Annotated in this window: 20 protein-coding genes and 2 tRNA genes; 12 read left to right on the top strand and 10 right to left on the bottom strand. The window is 66.4% G+C overall.

Translation table 11 applies throughout. The features are described 5' to 3' along the window. Positions 1–5 precede the first annotated feature (5 nt). From QN152_02115 to QN152_02075, 9 genes are all read left to right on the top strand, one after another. Entirely contained in the window at positions 6–704 is a 699-nt protein-coding gene (locus QN152_02115) for an isochorismatase family protein (protein MDR7538315.1), read from the top strand. Further along, positions 704–1,111, top strand: coding sequence for a cupin domain-containing protein (locus QN152_02110; GenBank protein ID MDR7538314.1), 408 nt, complete (start codon positions 704–706; stop codon positions 1,109–1,111). The genes QN152_02115 and QN152_02110 overlap by 1 nt, the downstream gene beginning before the upstream one ends. Before the next feature lie 34 nt (positions 1,112–1,145). Continuing rightward, a complete protein-coding gene (locus tag QN152_02105; protein ID MDR7538313.1) occupies positions 1,146–2,693 on the top strand; it encodes an ABC transporter substrate-binding protein in 1,548 nt (515 codons plus the stop codon). A 45-nt stretch (positions 2,694–2,738) separates the two neighbouring features. Then, a complete protein-coding gene (locus QN152_02100; GenBank protein MDR7538312.1) occupies positions 2,739–4,055 on the top strand; it encodes a tripartite tricarboxylate transporter substrate-binding protein in 1,317 nt (438 codons plus the stop codon). A gap of 26 nt (positions 4,056–4,081) precedes the next feature. Then, positions 4,082–4,600 carry a permease gene (locus QN152_02095; GenBank protein ID MDR7538311.1) on the top strand — a complete coding sequence of 173 codons (519 nt, stop codon included), beginning with the start codon at positions 4,082–4,084 and terminating at the stop codon, positions 4,598–4,600. Between the two features lie 155 nt (positions 4,601–4,755). Continuing rightward, on the top strand, positions 4,756–5,763 hold the full coding sequence (locus tag QN152_02090; protein MDR7538310.1) for a BMP family protein: 1,008 nt from the start codon (positions 4,756–4,758) through the stop codon (positions 5,761–5,763). Positions 5,764–5,773: 10 nt separating this feature from the next. After that, on the top strand, positions 5,774–7,372 hold the full coding sequence (locus QN152_02085; protein ID MDR7538309.1) for an ABC transporter ATP-binding protein: 1,599 nt from the start codon (positions 5,774–5,776) through the stop codon (positions 7,370–7,372). A 7-nt stretch (positions 7,373–7,379) separates the two neighbouring features. Further along, positions 7,380–8,408, top strand: a complete 1,029-nt coding sequence (locus QN152_02080; GenBank protein ID MDR7538308.1) for an ABC transporter permease — start codon at positions 7,380–7,382, stop codon at positions 8,406–8,408. 3 nt (positions 8,409–8,411) lie between these two features. Next, the gene (locus tag QN152_02075) at positions 8,412–9,347 is read left to right on the top strand and encodes an ABC transporter permease (protein MDR7538307.1); all 936 of its coding nucleotides are present in this window, start codon (positions 8,412–8,414) and stop codon (positions 9,345–9,347) included. Between the two features lie 78 nt (positions 9,348–9,425). On the opposite strand, the gene QN152_02070 is transcribed toward QN152_02075, so the two are convergent. Both QN152_02070 and paaI read right to left on the bottom strand, forming a co-directional pair. Then, positions 9,426–9,647, bottom strand: a complete 222-nt coding sequence (locus QN152_02070; GenBank protein ID MDR7538306.1) for an Lrp/AsnC ligand binding domain-containing protein — start codon at positions 9,645–9,647, stop codon at positions 9,426–9,428. 428 nt (positions 9,648–10,075) lie between these two features. Next, positions 10,076–10,438, bottom strand: a complete 363-nt coding sequence (gene paaI / locus QN152_02065; protein ID MDR7538305.1) for a hydroxyphenylacetyl-CoA thioesterase PaaI — start codon at positions 10,436–10,438, stop codon at positions 10,076–10,078. Positions 10,439–10,903: 465 nt separating this feature from the next. Here paaI and QN152_02060 point away from each other — a divergent pair, with 465 nt between their 5' ends. From QN152_02060 to QN152_02050, 3 genes are all read left to right on the top strand, one after another. Beyond that, positions 10,904–12,418: a glutathione ABC transporter substrate-binding protein gene (locus tag QN152_02060; protein ID MDR7538304.1), complete on the top strand. Its 1,515-nt coding sequence runs from the start codon at positions 10,904–10,906 to the stop codon at positions 12,416–12,418. Positions 12,419–12,483: 65 nt separating this feature from the next. After that, a complete protein-coding gene (locus QN152_02055; GenBank protein ID MDR7538303.1) occupies positions 12,484–13,413 on the top strand; it encodes an ABC transporter permease in 930 nt (309 codons plus the stop codon). Continuing rightward, positions 13,406–14,251 (top strand): ABC transporter permease, encoded by an 846-nt coding sequence (locus QN152_02050; GenBank protein MDR7538302.1) that lies wholly within the window; start codon positions 13,406–13,408, stop codon positions 14,249–14,251. Before QN152_02055 ends, QN152_02050 begins: the two co-directional genes overlap by 8 nt. Before the next feature lie 262 nt (positions 14,252–14,513). Here QN152_02050 and QN152_02045 read toward each other — a convergent pair. From QN152_02045 to QN152_02010, 8 genes are all read right to left on the bottom strand, one after another. Continuing rightward, positions 14,514–14,589: transfer RNA gene (locus tag QN152_02045), tRNA-Arg, on the bottom strand. Then, positions 14,580–15,035, bottom strand: coding sequence for a VOC family protein (locus QN152_02040; protein ID MDR7538301.1), 456 nt, complete (start codon positions 15,033–15,035; stop codon positions 14,580–14,582). Before QN152_02040 ends, QN152_02045 begins: the two co-directional genes overlap by 10 nt. Positions 15,036–15,275: 240 nt before the next feature. After that, positions 15,276–16,250 carry a VWA domain-containing protein gene (locus tag QN152_02035; protein ID MDR7538300.1) on the bottom strand — a complete coding sequence of 325 codons (975 nt, stop codon included), beginning with the start codon at positions 16,248–16,250 and terminating at the stop codon, positions 15,276–15,278. Between the two features lie 109 nt (positions 16,251–16,359). Then, a tRNA-Ser gene (locus QN152_02030) sits at positions 16,360–16,453 on the bottom strand. A gap of 87 nt (positions 16,454–16,540) precedes the next feature. Continuing rightward, positions 16,541–17,278, bottom strand: coding sequence for a DUF309 domain-containing protein (locus tag QN152_02025; protein MDR7538299.1), 738 nt, complete (start codon positions 17,276–17,278; stop codon positions 16,541–16,543). A 31-nt stretch (positions 17,279–17,309) separates the two neighbouring features. Beyond that, the gene (locus QN152_02020) at positions 17,310–19,385 is read right to left on the bottom strand and encodes a thioredoxin domain-containing protein (GenBank protein MDR7538298.1); all 2,076 of its coding nucleotides are present in this window, start codon (positions 19,383–19,385) and stop codon (positions 17,310–17,312) included. Positions 19,386–19,693: 308 nt separating this feature from the next. Further along, positions 19,694–19,948 carry a DUF1844 domain-containing protein gene (locus QN152_02015; protein ID MDR7538297.1) on the bottom strand — a complete coding sequence of 85 codons (255 nt, stop codon included), beginning with the start codon at positions 19,946–19,948 and terminating at the stop codon, positions 19,694–19,696. 149 nt (positions 19,949–20,097) lie between these two features. Then, positions 20,098–20,637: a SagB/ThcOx family dehydrogenase gene (locus tag QN152_02010; protein ID MDR7538296.1), complete on the bottom strand. Its 540-nt coding sequence runs from the start codon at positions 20,635–20,637 to the stop codon at positions 20,098–20,100. Positions 20,638–20,643 lie beyond the last annotated feature (6 nt).

Here is a 20,643-nt window from a genome sequence, read left to right as displayed (position 1 = left end):
GTGCGGTGCGCAGCTGGGAGCATGTCATCCCCAAGATGGACCTGGCCGTCCACGATGCGGCGGGGTACGGGAGACCTATGGGTCTGGGAGTTCGCCCGGCGGCCCTCGTAATCGACCTGAACTACCGCTTCCTCGGATGGCGCCCAGAGCCCATCCTCCAGGCGGTGGAGCTGTGGCCCAAGAGCTCGGGGGAACGAGGATGGCAGGTCCTCCCCTCTGTGCGCCGCTTTCTCACTCTTTGCCGGCAGGCCCGCGTGCCCATCATCTTTACCACCGGGCAGGCCGGTGCCCCTCGCAGCCTGCAGGCGGAGAAGAGCCGTCAACGGGGGCCCGACGCCGATGAGGGGGAGTTGGCCATCGTCGAGGAGGTGAATCCTGCGCCGGGTGAGATGGTCATGCCCAAGCCGCGCGCCAGCGCCTTCTTCGGCACCCCCTTGCTCTCGCACCTGATCCGACAGAGTATCGACACTTTGCTGTTGTGCGGATGCACCACCAGCGGCTGCGTCCGCGCCACGGCCGTGGATGCCACCTCCTACGGCTTCCGCGTGGCTGTGGTCGAAGAGTGCGTCTTTGACCGCTTCGAGATCTCCCACCACGTGGCGCTGTTCGACCTCAACGCCAAGTATGCAGATGTCATCTCGCTTGCCGACCTGGAGGCATATCTGACCGGCCTACGGGCGTCATCCATGGAGGTGACATGTTGATGGACAGCGCTCCGACGGCAGTACGAGCCACGTACCATGAGACGGTGGAACGCATGTATCCCGACGGGATCTCCACGGTGCGGGCCATCATCGGAGCGCGCCGCGACCTTCCCCTGGGCCGGTATGTCCCCAGCCCGGTGCTCTGGTCGTTCGGGGTGGCCACGGTCAACCCCGGTGGCGAGATTGCGGCGCACGCGCACGATGATCGGGAGGAGCTGTTCTTCATCCAGTCCGGCACCGGACTCCTGGAGACGGATCAGGAGCGAGTGGAGGTCCCCGCGGGGACGGCAATATGGTTCCCACCCGGATGCCGCCACAGGTTGGGCAACGAGGGGCACGAACCCGTGGTGGTGATCTTTGTGGGAATGCGATGTGAGGGCCGCGCTCGCGGCCAGGAGGGCGCGTGAGGGCGGCCCGGATGCAGGAAGGGGGCGAGAGGACATGAGAACGGTCATCAGGACGTCTGCCCTGGTTTTGGGTCTGGCGCTGGCCGTCGGCGCCTTCGCCGGGCTAGCTGCCGCCCAGGCCGATTCGCGGCCGGAACTTCGCGTCCGGCTACAGTTTGCGCGCCCCGGCGGCATCTTCGACCCGGCGCGCTGGCGGTACACCTCCGACTGGTTCGTCTACCCCAATCTATTTAACTGGCTGGTCCGGTGGAAACCCGGCACAGGGGGAAGCCAGCTGGAGCCGGACCTGGCGGAGCGCTGGACGGTCAGTGCCGACGGGTTGACGTACACTTTCTTCCTGCGTCGCGGTGTGCAGTTCCACCGGGAATTTGGGGAGCTAACGGCTGATGATGTGGTCTTCTCCGTTCGCCGCCAGATTGGCGACCAGAAGATGTCCTTCAGCGAGGATTTCGTCAACGTTGCGGCGGTCGAGGCCGTGGACAGGTATACGGTGCGCATCCGGCTAAAAGAGCCCGACGCCGCCTTCCTCTCCGCAGTGCTCGCCTACCGTCCGGGGCTCATCGTCTCCAAGCGCGATGTAGAGCAGCTGGGGGAGGAGTTTGCCAAGAATCCGGTGGGAACGGGACCATTCGTCTTCGAGCGGCTGAGCGGCAATCAGGTAGTTGTGGGGGCCAACGACCGTTTCTTCCGCGGGAAACCCACGGTGCGTCGTATCACCTTCATGCACATCCCGGACGAGCTGGTGGCCGCCACAGCGCTGATCAAGGGGGAGTTCCACATCATCTGGACACGGGGCAACCCCGAGGCCGTGCGGCTCCTGCAGGAAGCCTCCGGGGTGAAGACGCAGCGCGTCGTGGTCTACGACTCCGTACGCCACATTGCCATGAGCCCCAACTTCAGACCCACCCAGGACGTCCGCGTGCGCCAGGCCCTCTCGTATGCCATCAACCGCCAGCAGATAGCTGCAGCCCTGCCCGGGTTGGAGCTGCCTACAGACGTCATGCGGTCAAACCGCCTTTTTGGGGGAAGCCTGAACGTCCCACGGTACCCCTACAATCCCACCAAGGCCAGGCAGCTGCTGACCGAGGCAGGATACGCCGGGGGCTTCCGGGTGCGCATCATGTATCAGACTCGTTCGCCGGAAGACATCCTGGCCAACATCGTCCAGACGAGCTGGCGGGACGTGGGCATCGATGCCTCCCTGGAGCCCATGGAGCCGACCGCGGCCTTCGACCGGCGCAACCGCCTGGACTTCGACGTCACCGTCACCTCCGTGGGCCGGCCGGCCGATCCGGACCTGTTCTTTTCCGACCTGTTCTTGTCTACGTCAAAGCCCCCGGGGGGATCCAACTATTTCGGCTACAGAGCGGCCGACGAGCTGATTCTGGCGGGACGGCGCGAGCAGCAGCGGGAGAAGCGGCGCGTGATCTACGAACAGCTACACCGGAAGTTGATGACCGACCTGCCTATCATCCCGCTGTCGAACCAGGTGTTCGTTGCTGCCTGGCGGGATCCCGTCGTTTCGCTGGTCAACGGGACGAACAACAACTTCTGGGCGGAGACAATCGTGGTGCGTCACTAGGTACCCCGACACTCCGCTGTCCGGCTGAGGAGGCAGACGGTAGCGATGGACATTTCGGACGAGCTGCGGCAGGAGATCTACCACTATTTCCAGCAGGACATGGCAGGGCAGGTGCCTGACAGCGTCCGGATGCTGGAGCGGTACAGTCCCGGGGCACTGGAGGGCTTCTTCCGCCTGCGCAGGGCGACCACCACGGAGAGCAGTCTCCCCTGGAAGGTGCGCGAGCTCATAATCATCGCCGTGGAGGCGGCCCTGAAGAAAGATCCGGTAGGACATGCGCGCATCGCCATCGAGGCCGGCGCTACCCCAAAGGAGATCCACGACGCGGTGGCGCTGACCCTCTGGCTCGCCGGGATGCCGGCCTACCACTGCGGCATGAAGGCGGTGCGTGCTGCCGAAGATCTTGTGGAGGGACGCACCGCCCCGGCCGGAGCCCCGGGAGAGGCCGCAGCTCCCGCGCGACGGGAAGGAGCCTATCCGTGGAAACCGGTGCAGTTCATCTCCGCCGCCCCGGGGGGAGGATGGCACGAGACCTGTGAGCGCACCGCGGCAGTCCTGCGCGCTGAGAGGCTGCTTCCCGTGGAAGTGAACGTTGTGGTGCGGCCGGGAGGTCTGCAGGTCTTCGAGGAGACCGCCACGGATCCGATCCGCGACGACCACCGGCTGGTGGCCTTTTCGCCCGGGCTGACCATGCAGATCCTGATGAAGGGGAGCCGCTACTCCTATGATGACATCACCCCTATCGCCGCCCTCAGCACCGACTACGGCGTCATTGCAGTACCTGCCGGCTCGCCGTTCAATACCCTGGGGGACTTCCTCGCAAACCTGGGGGAGCGACCGCAGACTACCCCCGTGACAGGCGGTTCCGGGCCGCAAGCAATGCATCACGGAATGGTGGCCGTGCTTGGAGCTGCGGCGGGGATCCCTCCGCAAGAGGTGCGCTATATAGGAGCGAGAAGCGTTGCCGACGCCCTGGCTGCGCTGGCCGCCGGCCAAGCGGTGGCGGGTGCGTTCGGGGCGGCAGATGTGGCTGGGGCCGCAGAGCGCGGCGAGGTGCGCGTGCTGGCCGTGCTGGCTGAGCGTCGGTTGCCGGGGGTGCTTAAGGGGATTCCTACGGCTGCGGAGCAGGGCGTGGAGGTAACCTTTCCCATGTGGCGCGGCTTCTACGGTCCCCCGGCCATGGCGCCTGAAGCCGTGGCGTTCTGGCAGGACGCATTCAGGCGGCTGACTGAAACCCGTACGTGGCAGAGGATGCTGCGGGAAGCTCGCTGGTTTCCCCTTCTGTTGACCGGAGAGGCTTTCCACAGCTTCCTGCAAGAGGACACCACGCGGTATCGGCGGATTCTTGGCCTGCTGGCATGAGCAGAAGGGCCGCAGGAGGAGGAACAATGGATGCGTCGACGCTGGTCATGCTTGCCCTCAGCCTCTCCGCCTTCGTCTATCTGACCTGGCGGTCCGGTCTGCAGGCAGGCCTGGATGGCTCCCGCGAGGGGCTGAAGCTGTTCATGACCACAGCGCCCCGGCTCTTTTTTGCCTTTGCCTTTGCCGGGATGCTGCAGGTGCTCCTGCCCAGGGAGATCATCGCCCGCTGGCTGTCCGACGCCGCCGGATTCCGCGGGATCATGGTCGCCTCTGTGGCCGGCGCCATCACCCCCGGCGGTCCTTTCCTGCAGTTCCCCGTAGTGGCCGGTATCTACAGCATGGGGGCCGGTGTGGCACCCATCGTCGCCTATCTCACGGCGTGGTCTCTGATGGGTGTCCACCGCATCGTGCTCTGGGAGCTGCCGTTCCTGGGTGCACGCCTCACCTTCACCCGGGTCCTCTTCTCGCTACCCTTGCCGCTGGTCATCGGGTTTGCCACCCGCTGGGCCCTGCAGACGCTGGGCTGGCCGCGGCCGCCACTGTGAACGCAGGGCCGAAGCTATACCCACCCTCCCTCCGGTCGCAAGGATCACTGAACGCCGCCGCCAGCGCGTTCTGACTGGCCAGCAACGGAGGAACAGGGCATTGGGGAGAGAAGCTCAGAAAGAGGCCAGGGCAGCAGAGAAGGGAGGGAAGAGGGATGGGCGTGCGCCGCGAGGGCATGGTCACGGGGCTCCTGGTAGCCGTTATGATCTGGGCTGCTTTCCTGCCAGGCGGGGGGCTGCAGGCGGCTCCGGCGCCGAAGCTCCGCCTGGCCGCCATCTTCCCCGGGGTCGTCACTGACGCCGACTACAACACGCTGGGGTTCGTCGCGCTGCGCTCCGCGCAGAGCGAGCTGGGCGTGGAAACCGCCTACTCCGAAAGCGTCCCCGTACCGGACGTGGAGCGGGTGATGCGGGAGTACGTCGACCTCAAGTTCAACATCATCTGGACCCACGGGGGCCAGTTCATCTCGCAGACGGAGAAGCTGGCCCACGAATTCCGCGGCGTGACCTTCGTCGGCGAGGGGGACGCCCCTCTCCGGGAACGGCAGCCCAACCTCTGGTTCATCGACCGCAACTTCCACATCGGGTTCTACCCCATCGGTGCTCTGGCGGCGATGCTCACCCAGAGCGGAAAGATCGCCTACGTGGGCGGGCTGACCCTCCCCTTCTCGTACTCGGAGGTCCACGCCATCCGGCAGGCGCTGCGCGACCAGCGCAAGCCGGTGGACCTGAAGATGGTCTGGGTGGGCGACTTCAACGACCCGGCCAAGGCGCGCCAGGTGGCCGATGCCCTCATCGCCGACGGCGTGGACGTGATCATGGGCTCTCTAAACCTGGGGATGCTGGGGATCTTCGAGGCGGTGAAGGCGGCTCCACGGCGGGTCTGGGTTACGGCCAAGTACACGGACAAGCTGTCGTTCGCTCCGCAGCACTACGTCACCTCGGTGCTCTACGACTTCGCCGGGCCGCTGCGGGCCATCGTGCGGCGAATCGGGCGCGGGGAGACCAGCGGCTACTACCCGCTCGGTTTCGACACCGGCGTGGCGCTGCAGTTCCCTCTGCGCAACGTCCCCGAGCCGGTGAGCGCCGCCATGCGTAAGCTCGTGGCCGACGTGGTCGCCGGCAAGATCAAGGTGGTGAAGGACATCACGCCCATCAGGTAGCCCGGGCCAGATGACAGAACGTCCCCCTGCCGGGGCCGTCGCCGACGAGGCTGTGCTCGCAGTGGAGAGCCAGCCCATCCTGGAACTGCGGGGTGTGCGTAAGACCTTCGGCCCGGTCCTGGCCCTGGATGGGGCGGAGGTGGCGCTGCGGGGGCGGGAAATCCACGGCCTGCTGGGGGGCAACGGTGCCGGCAAGACCACGTTGATGAACATCCTCTACGGCCTCTACCGGGCGGAGGCCGGAGAGATCCTGCTGCACGGCCGGCCAGTGCACATTCGCTCCCCTCGCGACGCCCTCCGCTTCGGCATCGGGATGGTCCACCAGCACTTCCTGCAGGTGGAGAGCTTCACCGTGGCGCAAAACATCGTCCTGGGCACACCGGCAGGAGGCAGGCTGGTCCTGGATCTGGCCACTGCGGAGGCGCGCATCCGGGATCTGGCAGCACGCTTCGGCCTGGCGGTCGACCCGCGGGCGCGCATGGCGGAGCTTCCCGTTGGGACCCGACAGCGCGTGGAGATCCTCAAGGCTCTGTATCGGGACGTGAGCGTCCTCATCCTGGACGAGCCCACCACCAACCTCACTCCGCAGGAGGTGGACTCTCTATTCGCTTCCCTGCGGGCGATGGTGCGGGACGGCATCAGCGTGGTCTTCATCACCCACAAGATCCGGGAAGCGCTGAACGTCTGCGACGGAATCTCGGTGATGCGCCACGGGCGAACCGTGCTCACGATGCCGCGGGAGGAAGCCACCGAGGAGGCGCTGGTGCGAGCCATGGTGGGAGAGGAGGTGGACGTCCGGGAGAGCCTGCTCTTCAGGGGCAGGAAGGTTGAGGAACTCTCGCCCCCGTCCGACCATGTGGTTCTCCGCGTGGACCACCTCTCCGTGTTCAGCCGGGAGGGGGTGCCCCGGGTGCAGGACTGCAGCCTGGAGGTGCGCGCGGGGGAGATCCTCGGCGTCGCCGGGGTGGCGGGGAACGGACAGCGTGAGCTGGTGGAGAGCCTGATGGGGGCACGGCCGGTCGCCGGCGGACGGGTGTGGATCGATGGCGAGGACCTTACAGGAGCTGAGACGGCGCGGCTGCTGGCGCGCGGGGTGACCTACATTCCGGAGGACCGTCTGCAGGATGGATTCCTGCCCAGAGGCAGCGTGGTCCACAACCTCATCCTGGGCTTCCACCGGCGCCCTCCCTACAGCCGCGGCGGGTGGCTGGACTGGGGAGCCGCCGTTGGGGCGGCCCGGCGGCTGATCCAGGAGTACCAGATCCGCACCCCGGGCCCGGAGGAGGTGGCGGTCAACCTCTCGGGAGGGAACATCCAGCGGCTGATGCTGGCGCGGGCGTTCGCCCACCCCTGCCGCCTGCTGGTCGCCCACAACCCCACGCGTGGGCTAGACGTCCCCTCCACGGAGTTCGTATACGGGAAGCTCCTGGAGCGGCGACGGCAGGGCGTGGCGACCCTGCTGCTCTCCGAGGACCTCGACGAGCTGCTGCTCCTCTGTGACCGCATCGTTGTGCTGTACCGCGGACGGATCGTAGGAACACTGGATCGGAGCCAGTTCGACCGCTACCAGATCGGGGGGCTGATGAGCGGGGTGACCACCTCTGGATGAACGCGCCTTGAGGGCCCACCGTAGCCCCCTGGCCGTGGTCGGTGGCGTGGTCCCCTACGTGGTCAGCGTGGGGGTGGCGTTCGCCGCCGCGGGGATCTTCCTGGCCGTCATGGGGTTTGACGTCCCGCGGGCGTACGGGACGATCCTCTTGACCTCGTTCCGCACTGCGAATGGCTTCGTCCAGACCCTGCTCAAGTTTGTTCCCCTGCTCCTCCTGGCGATGGCCTTCACAGTCCCCCTGGCCGCGTGGAAGTTCAACATCGGTGGCGAAGGCCAACTCATCGCCGGGGCCATCGGTGCGGCGGCGGTAGGCATCGCCCTGGCCGCTCTCCCGAGGGCGGCTCTACTGCCCGCGCTGCTGCTGGCGGGAGTGGTGGGTGGCGCCCTCTGGGCCGGGGTCCCCGCCTGGCTGCTCTACCGCTTCGGGATCAACGAGATCCTGACCACGGTCCTGATGAACTTCGTCTCCTTTAGCCTGCTGGACTACGTGACCACCGAGGTCTGGCCGGACCCTGCCGCCGGGCACCCCACCAGCGTCTCCATCGGCGCCGGCGGCCACCTGCCGTTGCTGGTGTCCAGCCCGCCCCTGCATGCCGGGCTCCTCCTGGCGCTGGGCGTCGCAGCGGCCACGTACGTCTACGTCAACCACACGGCCGCCGGCTACGAGCTGCGGGCGGTGGGCGCAAACCCGCGGGCGGCTCTGCTCCACGGCATTGCCGTGCGACGGCTCTTTCTCCTCTCGCTGGTCCTGGGCGGTGCGCTGGCCGGGTTGGCGGGCGCCGTCGAGGTGGCGGGGGTGCACCACAGATTGATCGAAGGGCTGCAGTCGAACTACCTCCTGTTGAGCATTCTCATCGGCCTCATCGCCAAGGGGAATGTGCTTGCCGTGCCTTTCGTGGCTTTCGCCATCGCCGTTCTGGACGTGGGTGCACGGGCCATGCAGCGCACCATGTTGATCCCCGGGGAAGTGGTCTTCGTCGTTGAGGGGCTGATCCTGGTCTTCGTGCTGCTCTCGGACGTCGTGCGCCGCAGGTAGCTCGTGGAGACCGCCGTCACCTTCGCCCGGCTCGTCATGCTCACGCTGGTACCGTATGTCCTGGCCGGCCAGGGGACCATGCTGGCCGGTCGGGCGGGGGTGTTCAATGTGGCCCAGGAGGGGATCATGCTGGTGGGGGCCTCAGTGGGATTTCTCGGCGCCTACCTCTCCGGCGGAAACCTGCTCCAGGGGATGCTTCTGGCCATGGCCGTGGGCGGGCTGTTCGGACTGGCTCTGGCTTACTTCACCACTACGCTGAAGATGGATCAGTTCGTCACCGGGCTGGCTCTGTTCTTCATCGGCATGGCGCTCTCCACGCTGCTATACCGGCTGGCCATCGGCGTCACTCTCACGCCTCCCCTGATTCCCACCCTGCGGGAGCTCCCGCTACCTGGACTCAGCCGCATTCCCCTGCTGGGAGTGGTTCTCTTCAGGCAGAATGCGCTGGTGTACGGAGCCGTGTTGCTCTCGCTGGCGCTTTACCTCTTCCTGTACTCCTCTGGTTCCGGGATGGCGCTGCGGGCGGTTGGGGAGAATCCCATGGCGGCGGACAGCCTGGGAGTGAACGTGAACCTCACCCGCTACCTGACCACTGTGACCGGAGCCATGCTCATGGGGCTGGCCGGCGCCTACCTGCCCATGGTCTACACGGCGACCTTCACCGAAGGGATGGTGCGGGGACGGGGCTGGCTGTCCATCGCCCTGACCTTCTTCGGCGGGTGGAGCCCGCACCTGATCTTCCTGGGGGCGCTCTTCTTTGCCGCGGTCGAGGTACTGGCGTTTCGCGTCCAGGTCACCGGTGTGGGCATCCCCTATCAGCTCATCCTCATGCTCCCCTACCTGGCCACGATGGCAGTGATGATGCCGACCTTCCGCCGCCTCCAGGTCCCGGCCTTCCTGGGGAAGAATTACGACCGCGAGCGACGGGCTTTGCTGTAAAGATCTACAGGCCACTCACCTCCCTCAACTAAGCGAGAGGATCACAGCCCCGCAGATGGCTGTTGGCTGGACGAAAGACTACAAAACGATACGAGTGTCGGTGGAGGTAACCCCTGCGACGGCGCGGATGTGCCCTGCTACGAGATCTGATAGCTCCTGCATGCTGTCCACTTCTACCAGCGCGATGACGTCGTTGGGCCCCCAGACCGCGTCAGCCTCCTTGATCCCCTTCAAGGCCCGAATCTTCTCAACCACCTGTCGAGCGTCTCCCTGGGTGCCCATAAGCACATAGGCGCGCATGCAGACCCCTCCCTTCGTACTGTGCTGTTATGACCACATCCCCGCAGGAAGATAGGACCAGAGATCGCTTTCGGCCCCAGGAGCACCTGCTCCTCCTCTCAGGGCAGGCGTCGGACCGGGGAAGCGAACAGGTGCTGACCCGGCGTCCCCCGGTGTCAGTCTGACAGCTTCAGGTCCGCAACCAGAGTGTAGAGCACTCCACCCTCCGGCTGGACATCCACAATCTTGAAGCCAAGCTTCAGGAGGTCAGAAAGCGCCTCAGCGCATGGTGTCCGAACTGACACGGTTGGCGCCTTCTTGCCTCACGGCCTTACCCCTTTCTCTACACCCCAGTTCTGAAAGAATCTTACTGGAAGTTGCCCCGGCACAGCTTCGGGGCTCCATGCAGGTGGTGCTGACGGACGCGGTGTGTCCTGCCAGTGGTCTCATCATCCCTGTGCCATTCGGTGGACGGTCCCGGTAAAGAGCGCGACCAGTTCGTCGCCCCGCCGCACTTCCACTCGGTAGGTGGCCGTGCGGCGTCCCAGGTATTCCTCCGCGGCTATTGCCTCGAGCACCTCGCCGGCCACCACCGGTCGGAAGTAGGCCATGCAGGCGGTGAGGGCTACGGCGGGGGTGCCCCGACTGTTCGAGGCCAGGGCGAAGGCTTCATCTGCCAGGCTGTAGAGGAAGCCGCCGTGTGCCGTCCCGTGGATGTTCAGGTGCTCCGGCCGGACGACCGCGCGCAGGTGAGCCCGCCCTTCTTCCACCGAGAGGACCTCCAGACCCAGCGACTGAGCATAGGACGGCACGAGGCGAGATTACACAAACGGGGGTCTCGTTCCTACCCCCAGAGTCTCGTCAGGGGACCTCGTCCCCCCAGAGTCTCCCCGGGCGATCTCGTCCCCGGTCCGCGCCTGGTGTATCGGAACCCGGCGTCTCCTTTAGGAGGTTCTGCGGAATCGTCCTCCGTCAGGTACTATGATTCTTGGCAGGGTGGCGAGCGACGCGGCACCGCGAGGCCGCGTGGTGAAACGAAACGGCAGGCGCCTGGTGCGCCGTAAGGTGGGATGTCTGGCATGGCCAGGTTCAGGCCCGTCATCGTCCTGCCGGAGTAGGTAGCCGTTGGAGTACCGCCCAACCGCTCGCTGTCCAGGCTGTATCGTGGCGCGCCCGGCGGGACTTGAACCCGCTCCCCCGGGAGGCCTGCTATAATTCCGAAAGATCGGGACGCCCTGCAGGTTGCGGGGTGATCTCCCAGGGCGGAGGGGGGTGCGATGTTGAGCAAGGTACTAGCGGGGTTGATCGTGCTCCTGGTGGGCACCGGCGCCGCTGGATTCGCAGGGCCGGCTCCCGGTGAGGGAATCGTCATCGCGATGCCGGCCGATGCTACAGCCCTGGATCCTCACAAGACCAACGATGGCCCTTCTTTTCTGGTCATCAACCAGATTTTCGAGACGCTGTTAGTTCGGACTGCGAGGGGGCTGGAGCCCCGGCTGGCGATCTCCTGGCGTCCCGTGGGCGATCGTACCTGGGAGTTCAAGCTGCGCCGGGGCGTCCGCTTTCACGACGGCACACCCTTCAATGCGGAGGCGGTCAGGTTCACCATCGAGCGCTTCATTAACCCTGAGGCTCGGGCGCGCGCGTACTTCGTCCTCAGCATGGTGGAGGGAGTACGGGCTATCGCGGATGACACCGTGCAGATCACAACGCGCTACCCTTTTGCTGCCCTTCTGAACCACCTGACGCATCCTGCCACGTCTATCGTCAGCCCAGCGGCAGTCGCGCGCTTCGGTGCGGACTTCGTCCGTAACCCTGTGGGGACCGGCCCGTTCAAGTTCGAGTCATGGGTGGCACGAGACAGAATCACGCTGTTGCGCAACGACGACTACTGGGGCGGACCGCCGCAGATCGCGCGGGTTGTGCTGCGGCCCATTCCGGAGACCTCTACTCAGATCGTGGAGCTCGAGTCGGGTGGTGTGGACGTGGTCTTCAATATGCCCGCAGACTCCGTGGCACGTCTCGAGCGTAACCCGCGTATCAGGGTGTACAAGGAACCCAGCTTCAGCGCCAATTACATCGGATTTCATCTGGAGCGTCCGCCATTCTCAGACGTGCGCGTACGGCGGGCCGTTGGTCATGCAGTCCGGGTCGAGGGACTGATCACCTTCTTCCTGAAGGGTCTAGCCGTCAGGGCCAACGGGCCCCTCTCGCCGGTGGTCTTCGGTGCACACACCGACTTGCCGGGCTACGAGTATGACCTCGACCGCGCGCGCGCCCTCCTGACCGAGGCTGGGGTGAGGGCGGGTGTACGGGCTCGCTTGGTGATCTTTGAAAGCGCGGAATGGCGCCGTATCGCCCAGGCGATTCAGGCCAGCCTCCAGCCCCTTGGCTTCCAGATCGAGGTTGACGTGGTGGAGTTCGGAACCTGGCTTTCTCGCCTGGATCGTGGGGACTTCGACCTGTACGGCATGCGCTGGGGGACAGTGACGCTGGACGCAGACTACACTTTGTACTCGCTATTCCATTCGTCGCAGATTCCGAATCCTAACTACTCGCGGTACAGGAATCCCGAGGTTGATCGACTGCTGGACGAGGGCCGCGCCACGGCGGATCAGAGCCGGCGCGCGCAGATTTACCGGCGTGCCCAATCACTGATCGCCCAGGATGCCCCCATGCTCTTTCTCTACTACCCTCTCTCGACCTACGCGGTCCAGAGCGCCGTCCAGAATACAGTAGCCCCGTTCTCGTGGATCAACCTGGACTTGCGCAAGACCATGGTGCGGCGGTGAAATCACGGCTGTAGCCTGACTCCTCTCGACCGGGCTGCGGAGCGAAGCCTGGTCTTTGGTATACAGTGGGCCGGTACCTGATCCAGCGCCTGATCCTGATGGTTCCGGTCCTACTGGGGGTTACGCTAGTATCCTTCCTTATCCTACACCTCACGCCGGGCGACCCGGTCCGCATCCTGCTGGGCGAACTCGGCCAGGGGGCCTCGCAGGAAGAGGTGGCTCGTCTGCGCCGCAGCCTCGGGCTGGACGATCCACTCCTGGTGCAGTACGGTCGGTTCGTCTGGCGCGCCCTTCAAGGGGATCTGGGTCGGTCGCTGCGAACCGGTGCGCCAGTTCGTGACGAGGTGCTGGCCCGAGCGCCGTTCACCCTTGCTCTCACCGGCACAAGTCTGGCTGTTGCGCTGCTGATCGGGCTGCCTGCGGGTGTGCTCTCTGCTGCCTACAAGGGGAGTGCTATCGACCACGCGGCGACACTCTTGGCGTTGTTCGGCGTCTCGCTGCCAGTCTTCTGGCTAGGGCTGTTATTGATGCTGGTCTTCGCACTAGCCCTGGAATGGCTCCCCGCGTCGGGTTTTGGAACGTGGAAGCATCTGGTGCTGCCATCGGTTACGCTGGGACTGGCCTCGTCGGCGCTCATCGCGCGAATGACTCGCAGCAGCATGCTGGAGGTGCTGGGGCAGGACTTTGTCCGCACGGCCTGGGCCAAGGGCCTGGCAGCGCCTGCCGTATTGTGGCGACACGCGCTGCGAAACGCGCTGATTCCGGTGGTTACGGTGGTAGGTCTGCAGCTTGGAGGTTTGTTGGGAGGCGCGGTGCTGACCGAGACTGTCTTTGCCTGGCCTGGGTTGGGACGCCTGGTCGTGGGCGCAATCTACAGCCGCGATTTCCCATTGGTGCAGGGGACGGTGCTGTTCACCGCTGCTGCTTTTGTTATGGTCAATCTGGCCGTGGACATTCTGTACGCGCTGATCGACCCCCGGATTCGCTATGCGTAGGCAGTCAGCCGTCCGGTACCTTTTGCGTCGCAGACTTGCGGTGGTCGGTCTTGTAGTCCTCCTAGGAATCGGGGCGGCCGCAGCGCTAGCACCGTGGATCTCGCCGTACGATCCGGGGACCCAGGTCTGGGAGATGGCGCTTCAGCCGCCTTCGGTATCACACTGGCTGGGGACTGACGAGTTCGGCCGCGACGTGCTTTCGCGCATCCTCTTCGGAGGTCGGATTTCTCTGGCAGTAGGGTTCCTCGCTGTGGGCATGGCTGCAGGCATAGGTGTCCCCGCAGGTCTGGTCAGCGGCTACGCTGGGGGGCGTGTCGACGTGATCGTTATGCGCATCATGGATGTACTGCTGGCTTTCCCTGCGATCCTGCTCGCCCTGGCGATCGTGGGCGCGCTGGGCCCCGGGGTTCGCAACGCCATCCTGGCAGTGGGCATCGTGGTGATTCCTGCTTTTGCACGAGTGGTCCGGGGAGCGACACTGGTCGTCCGCACCCAGGACTACGTGGAGGCAGCGCGTGCCGTGGGTGCCGGTGCGGGTCGGATTGTGGCCCGACACGTATTCCCCAACGCCATGGCGCCAGTCATAGTGCAGGCGACCCTTGGGGTGGGAACCGCGATCCTCTCCTCGGCTGGCCTGTCGTTTCTTGGGCTGGGGGCGCAGCCGCCTACACCTGACTGGGGCGGAATGCTCTCCAGCGGTAGGGAGTTCATGCTACAGGCTTGGTGGATTACCACCTTTCCTGGGATGGCCATAATGCTCACGGTGCTGGGATTCAATCTGGTTGGAGATGCCCTTCGGGACATGCTGGATCCGCGTCTGCGGTTGCCCGGAGCCTGAACTACCCTGCACACGCTTGCCTCACTGCGGCGGAAAACTGCTCAATCGCTTCGGTTTCCTGGTGGGCCCTGTGAAGGCTTGCGCCCGCTGAACCGCTACCGTGCAAACCAGTGAACACACCCCGGTCGCCCCATCGGGTTTCCTCCAAGACCGGGCATCTGCCGGCCGAACGAAGGCCTCAGGCGTTCAACGGGTAGGAGCGAGTATTGCCTTTTCGGCGAACTTAAGAAGGTGGACCGATCCGACCTCGTGCACCCAGCCCTGGCGCGCCCGGCGGGACTTGAACCCACGACCTTCGGCTCCGCAGGCCGACGCTCTATCCGCTGAGCTACGGGCGCGCTGGATGGGCTCCGTTGAGAGTGTAACAGGTACCGGGGGGGCCGCCAAGGCGCCAGGCGGCATCAGGGTCGTCCTGCCAGAGGGCGAAGACGTTCATCTCCGGGTCGGCCAGGACGGCGAACCACCCTATGCGGGGGACAGCCGACTTTGGCCGGAAGACGACGGCACCGGCGGCCTGGGCCTTCTCCAGGGTCTGGTCGATTGAACCCACGGAGACGCAGTTCAGCCAGTTGCGTGCGTCCGGCCTGGGCCGCTTCATCAACCCGCCGTTGATCCCGCCGGGAACTGTGGGCACCCCCTGCGCATCGCTGGGCACGGTCCGGATCAGCCAGTACTCCATCCCCGGCACCGCGGCGATCTCCCACCCGAAGAGCTCCCGGTAGAATCCCGCCAGCCTCTCCGGATTGTCCGCATAGATCTCAAACTGCACCACTGGATTGGGCATCTGCCGCCTCCTTTTACCGCCTGAGGGATACGGGTGCACGTATGCCTTCTTCTGCTGGCACAGGCGTCCCCCTGCGCCTTGGCAGAGGATCGGTGGCGCCGGGCAGTTGTAGCCGCCGGAGTCCCCCGACCCCCGGAGCTCTGGACGCTCACGACGATTCCCCCGCGCATCACCGGGTGGATCTCGCAGTGGTAGTGTCTCGCGTGACGGGCGTCGCGCCAGGGGAGGACCCTGGGGGGATCAGAACCCCAACGGGGAGGTGACCAGCAGGGAGAGGACCAGGGCGCTGATGAGCGCCCCTACCGCCAGCGCAGCGCCGAGCGCCCCTGCCTCCTGCGGACGACGCTCCCATCCCACGGCCCGCGCCAGCTTCTGGTAGACGTCCCGTAGGCCCTCCGCAGAGGAGGCATGGTGGTACGTGCCGCCGGTGATGCGGGCGATCTGCTTCAGCGTCTCCTCGTCCAGGGAACCCCCGAGGGTCCAGACGTTGTCCGGGGTATAGGGCTGGCCCACGCCGACGGTATAGACGGTGACCTCCTGGCGGTGGGCGATCTGCGCCGCCTCCAGCGGGTCGATACCGGTGTTGCTGCGGCCATCCGAGAGGAGGATGACGATGCCTGGAGGGCGCGGGCCGGCGGGGGGAGGTATCAACCCGTGGGGCGTCGGCCTCGACCGCTCCGGGAGAGCGGCGACCGCCTCCAGCAGGCCCTCGCCAATGGCCGTCCGGCGGATGAAGGAGAGTGCGCCGATGGCCTCCAGCAGCAGCTCGCGCTCCGTGGTCGGCGGCACTACCAGCTGGGCGTAGCCACCGAACATGACCAGGCCGACGCGCACGCCGCCAGGCACGGTGCGCACGAAGCTCTTCGCCGCCTCCTTGGCGGCGTCAAGGCGCGACGGCTGGATGTCCTGGGAGCGCATGCTTCCGCTGCTGTCGATGGCCAGGATGACGGCCGCGCGGTTGGCGGGCAGGGGAAGCACCAGCACCGGGCGCGCGGCAGCCAGGACCGCTGCGGTCAGGGCCAGCAGCAGTAGGATCGGCGGGAGATGGCGGGTGATCCGCCGTCCCTGCATCTGGGCCCTGGCGGCGAGGGCCGTATTCGGGTGGAGGACAGCGACACGGCGTCCCTGTCGCCGCAGCCGGATGTATGATGCCAGCACCAGGGGAACCAGCAGGAGCCCCCACAGCACGCCTGGCCAGATGAACGGGACGTCCACGGATCACGCTCCCGGCCGGAGCGAGTTAAACTCGAGATTCGACCCGGGGGACCGCATTCCTCTACGGTGCGACGTCCTAATGAGAGTACCCTCTTGCAAGGAAAACAGCTGGCGGAAGGGGTGGGATTCGAACCCACGGACCCTCTTTTGGAGAGTCAGTCGCTTAGCAGGCGACTGCCTTAGACCGGCTCGGCCACCCTTCCGCGCCCACCGGTCAACAACCCCGCCGCCCAGGCACACTGCCGGCGGAGCGCCGTGCAATGGCATCGTCCCGCAATCCGCCCCGGAAGTCAACCGGATCCGCGCGAACCTGGGAACCGCTGGGGCACCATGCGGGCGGCTGATCGGATCTGGGGGAACTCCTGCGCGCACAGCGGCCGTCCTGGTCTGCGCGCTTCACAGCGCCGCTGCCACCGTCGGAGGTCGGCGACCAGCCGCTCCACGTCCACGCCCAGGAAGGCCGGGCGGTAGGTCTCCAGTCTGCGTAGCGCCTTGGCCAGCAGCGTCGTGGTTCCGTGGAGGTTTCCCTTCTCGAAGTGATAGAGGGCTGCGGCCGCCTGGATCAGCCCATGGTAGAAGTCACGCTGAGAGGCTTCTGCCCCCCGCCAGACATCCTCCAGGTACTCGTGGCACTCGAAGAAGAGGCCGGCATTGAACAGGAAAGTTGCAGGGGTAAGCATCCCCGCCCGCCTGTCTGACCCCCGCGCTCGGTCAATTGCCTGCAGGGCGGCAGCGAGCCGCCGGACCTGACGGGCGAAGTATGTGCGGTTTTCGACGTACTCCGGCGCAAGCCGGACCATGTCGCCGACCCGTTCCAGCAGGCCTAGCGCTTCCAGGTAGGCCAGCCCGCCCGCGCTCGCCGTGCCCAGCCTGGTCGCCTCGCGGCGGAGGGTCTGCAGCGACACCGTCTGTCCCTGCGGCGCCAGCCGGACGTACGCCAGCAGCCAGGCGATCGGCCGGCGGCGCGGTGTGCGCTGCAGCATCCGCAGGGCCAGGGTGGAAAGCGTGTGCTTGAGACGGACGTACACGACGGTGGAGGCAGCGCGGCCGTCTTGGCCCCTACATGTTGAACGTGCGGACAAGCCGGGCGAGCTCCTCTGGATCCCGGGTAGGGGGCGCGCAGGCCCTGCCCGCGCAGACGTAGGCCCGCGTCTCCCTGGCGCTGGCCGCCATGGCCCGCACCGGTTGCGGCAGCGGTGGCGAGTCACCGTCGGCGTGGTACAGCTCGACGAGCTTGTCCGGACGGAAGGTCTGCAGGGCGACAGCGTGAAGCCGGTTGGCCAGAGGGTCGCCCTCGCGGGCCACCACCACCACGTGGGCCGGCTCGCGCAGGAAGTCGTCCAGCGCCAGGAAGAAGGTGGAGGCATACAGCCCGTGACCGGCCAGGCCCCCGGCGAAGACGCGCAGGGTGCGTTCCGCCGCATCGCGTAACTCCGGGGCGTCCAGGAGGCGGGCCAGTCGATTGAGGACCAGCACGGCTACCGCATTGGCGCCCGGAGTGGGCGCGTCCTGCACCGGCTTGTGCGCCTCGGCCAGGACCGGATCCGCGCGACGGCTGCGGGCGATGTCCAGAAAGCCTCCGCCGGGATCTTCATGCTCGCGGAGGATGATGTTGGCGAGATCCTGCGCCACCCGCAGGTACCGCGGCCCAGCCGTCACCTCGAAAGCGTCGAGGCAGGCCTGTGCCACGAACACCTGGTCCTCGAGCAGCCCGGGGTGAGCCGGACCATCCGGAGCGAGCATGTGGCAGACCCCCTCGCCGGGCAGATAGGCCTCGTCCAGGATGCGGTCCAGCGCCCGCAGGGCCAGGCTTCGCGCCTGCACCACTCCCAGTCCCTTGAAGACCTCGAAGCAGGCGCTGATGGCCATGGCGTTCCAGCCGGCATAGACTGTGCGGTCGACGAACGGGGTCGGGCGGCGGCGACGGGCTTCCTCAAGACGCGCCCGCGCCGCGGCCAGCCGCGCACGGACCTCCTCCTCGGGCAGGCCGGCGAGCAGCGCGATGGCGTCCGGGTCCTTGTCAATGAACAGGACGTGACGGTCAGGGTCGTGAGGCATCTCCCCGCGCCCGGTGATGTGGTAGTGCGAAGCGGCGACCCGGAATTCGTCTGCTGGCAGGAGAGCCCGCACCTCCGCGGGGGTCCAGGTGTAGTACGCGCCGTCGTCTTGCGGTCCTATGTCCGCGTCCTGACTGGCGAAGAAGCCGCCGCGGACTTCGTCCCAGAGGACCGTCGTCACGTAGGCGTAGGTGCCCAGGGCTACCTGACGGAAGAACGCGCTGCCCGTCAGCTGGTGGGCGTGAACGTAGACGGTCAGCAGGGCGGCGTTGTCGTAGAGCATCTTCTCGAAGTGCGGCACGATCCAGTGCGCGTCGGTGGAGTAACGGTGGAATCCCCCACCGAGCTGGTCGTAGATGCCACCGCATCCCATCCGCTCCAGGGTGCGTGTGACCATGGCCAGCAAGACCTCGTCGCGCGTGTGGAAGGCCCGCCGGATGAGCAGCGCCAAGGTCCCCGGGTGCGGAAACTTGGGAGCGCCGCCAAACCCGCCGTTCTGCCTGTCGAAGGCCCGGGTGATGTCGTCCAGCGCCCGGGTGACCAGGGCGGGATCCAGCTCGCCCGGTGCGGTCCACGCCAGGGCCCGACTCAGCTCCTGGTGTAGCCTGGCGGCCGCTTGCTCCGCCTCTTCACGGTTCTCGCGGTAGAACCGGGCCACGCTGAGTAGGACCCGCGTAAACGAGGGGCGGCCGTAGGCGTCGTGAGGCGGGAAGTAGGTGCCGCCGAAGAATACTTTGCCCTGGGGCGTGAGGAAGGCGGTGAGCGGCCAGCCTCCCTCTCCGGTGAGGGCCTGCACCGCATGCTGGTAGCGGGCGTCCACATCCGGGCGCTCGTCCCGGTCCACCTTGATGGCGACAAAGTGCTGGTTGATGATCTGGGCCACCGCGGGGTCCTGGTAGGACTCGTGATCGATGACGTGGCACCAGTGGCACCAGACGCCGCCGATGTCCAGCAGGATGGGCCTGTTCTCCTGCTGCGCACGGGCGAAGGCTTCGGGTCCCCAGGGGTACCAGTCCACCGGCTGCGCGGCTGCGGACCGCAGGTAGGCGCTTCTTGCCAGCCTCAGGCGCTCCGCCACATGTCCCTCCGACGGGTACGTTTCTACCCATTATAGAGGTGACCAGGGGTTTGGTGCGGTCGTCCTGCCACGGAGCTGGCAATGGGCTGGCTGTATCTCCGTCCTGCGCCGTTACCCCTGAAGCGGGCCTCCGGGTGTTCGTCGGCCGCCTTTCACATTTGCGCGCGTCCACGGACCGTGCGTCCACGGACCGTGCAACCACGGACCGTGAGTGTTTACACATGTCGATGTCAAGGGCCTGAGGCACCACCCGGAGGCTGTCCTGCGCGATTGGGGGCGCAGTGCCGGGCAAGCGAGCCCTGGTGAGGTCAGCCTCTGGCGCGCTGTTCCACGTAGTTCAGGCGGAGATTGGTCAGCAGGGTCTCCAGCTCGCGGCGTTCGCGGTCCTGCACCTGCTCCTTAATCAGGTCCACCAGCGCAGCTGCGGCGTCGATGGCCAGCCGCGCCTCGTCCAGATGCCGCTCCAGCTTCTTGGTCGCCGGGTCGGGAACCAAGCCCATGGCCTCCCAGGCCTTGGACGCCAGCAGGCTGATGCAGGTCAGGACTACGGCCCGGGCGTTCACACGTTCAGCGGCGGCGGGCTGAGCCGCGGAGGCAGGCTCAGTTGTCTCATCAGCCGGGCCTGTGTCGTCGGGCTGGGTGGAGGCACCCTCAGCGGCACCCTCAACTGGCGGTCTAGGAGCTATCTCCTCGTGCATCTGCGTCGTTCCTCCTACTGCCGTCCCACCGGCATGATGTAGAGAGGTGTTTCCCGCTGGGGCATCCGCATGATGCGGCGCACCTGCTGGTCATGGAAGGCGCCGACCACCACGGTGCCCAGGCCCAGCGTCACCCCCTGCAGGTAGACATTCTGTGCCGCGTGGCCCACTTCCATGTGCACGTAGCGGATGCCGCGGTCGCCGTAACGCTGCGCGGTGCGCTCGTACACGGCCGCAAGAACCAGGACGGCCGCGCCCTCCCCCACACACCTCTGCCCGAGGGCGGCATCCGCCAGGGCCTGCCTGACGTCACCCTCACGGAGCCGCGCCAATGCGTGGGCTGCGGGACTGTACCGGTAGACCCCTTCCGCCAACTTCTGAACCCTGCCCACCGCAAGGTAGACCTCCAGCGGATATGTGGCGCCCGCGGAGGGAGCGGTGCGGAATCCCTCCTGTGGATCGGTAGTGCCCTGTGCGGCCCAGAGGAGCTGCGCGACCTCGGGCAGGGTCAGCGGCCCGGGCTTGAACTCCCTGATGGATCTCCTCGCAAACAAGGCCCG

This window comes from Armatimonadota bacterium, from assembly GCA_031459715.1.
In the GTDB taxonomy this organism is placed as follows: Bacteria; Sysuimicrobiota; Sysuimicrobiia; order Sysuimicrobiales; family Humicultoraceae; genus Humicultor; species Humicultor tengchongensis.
The sequence above is the reverse complement of the archived record's forward strand: the minus strand, read 5'-3'. Positions and strand labels throughout refer to the sequence as shown.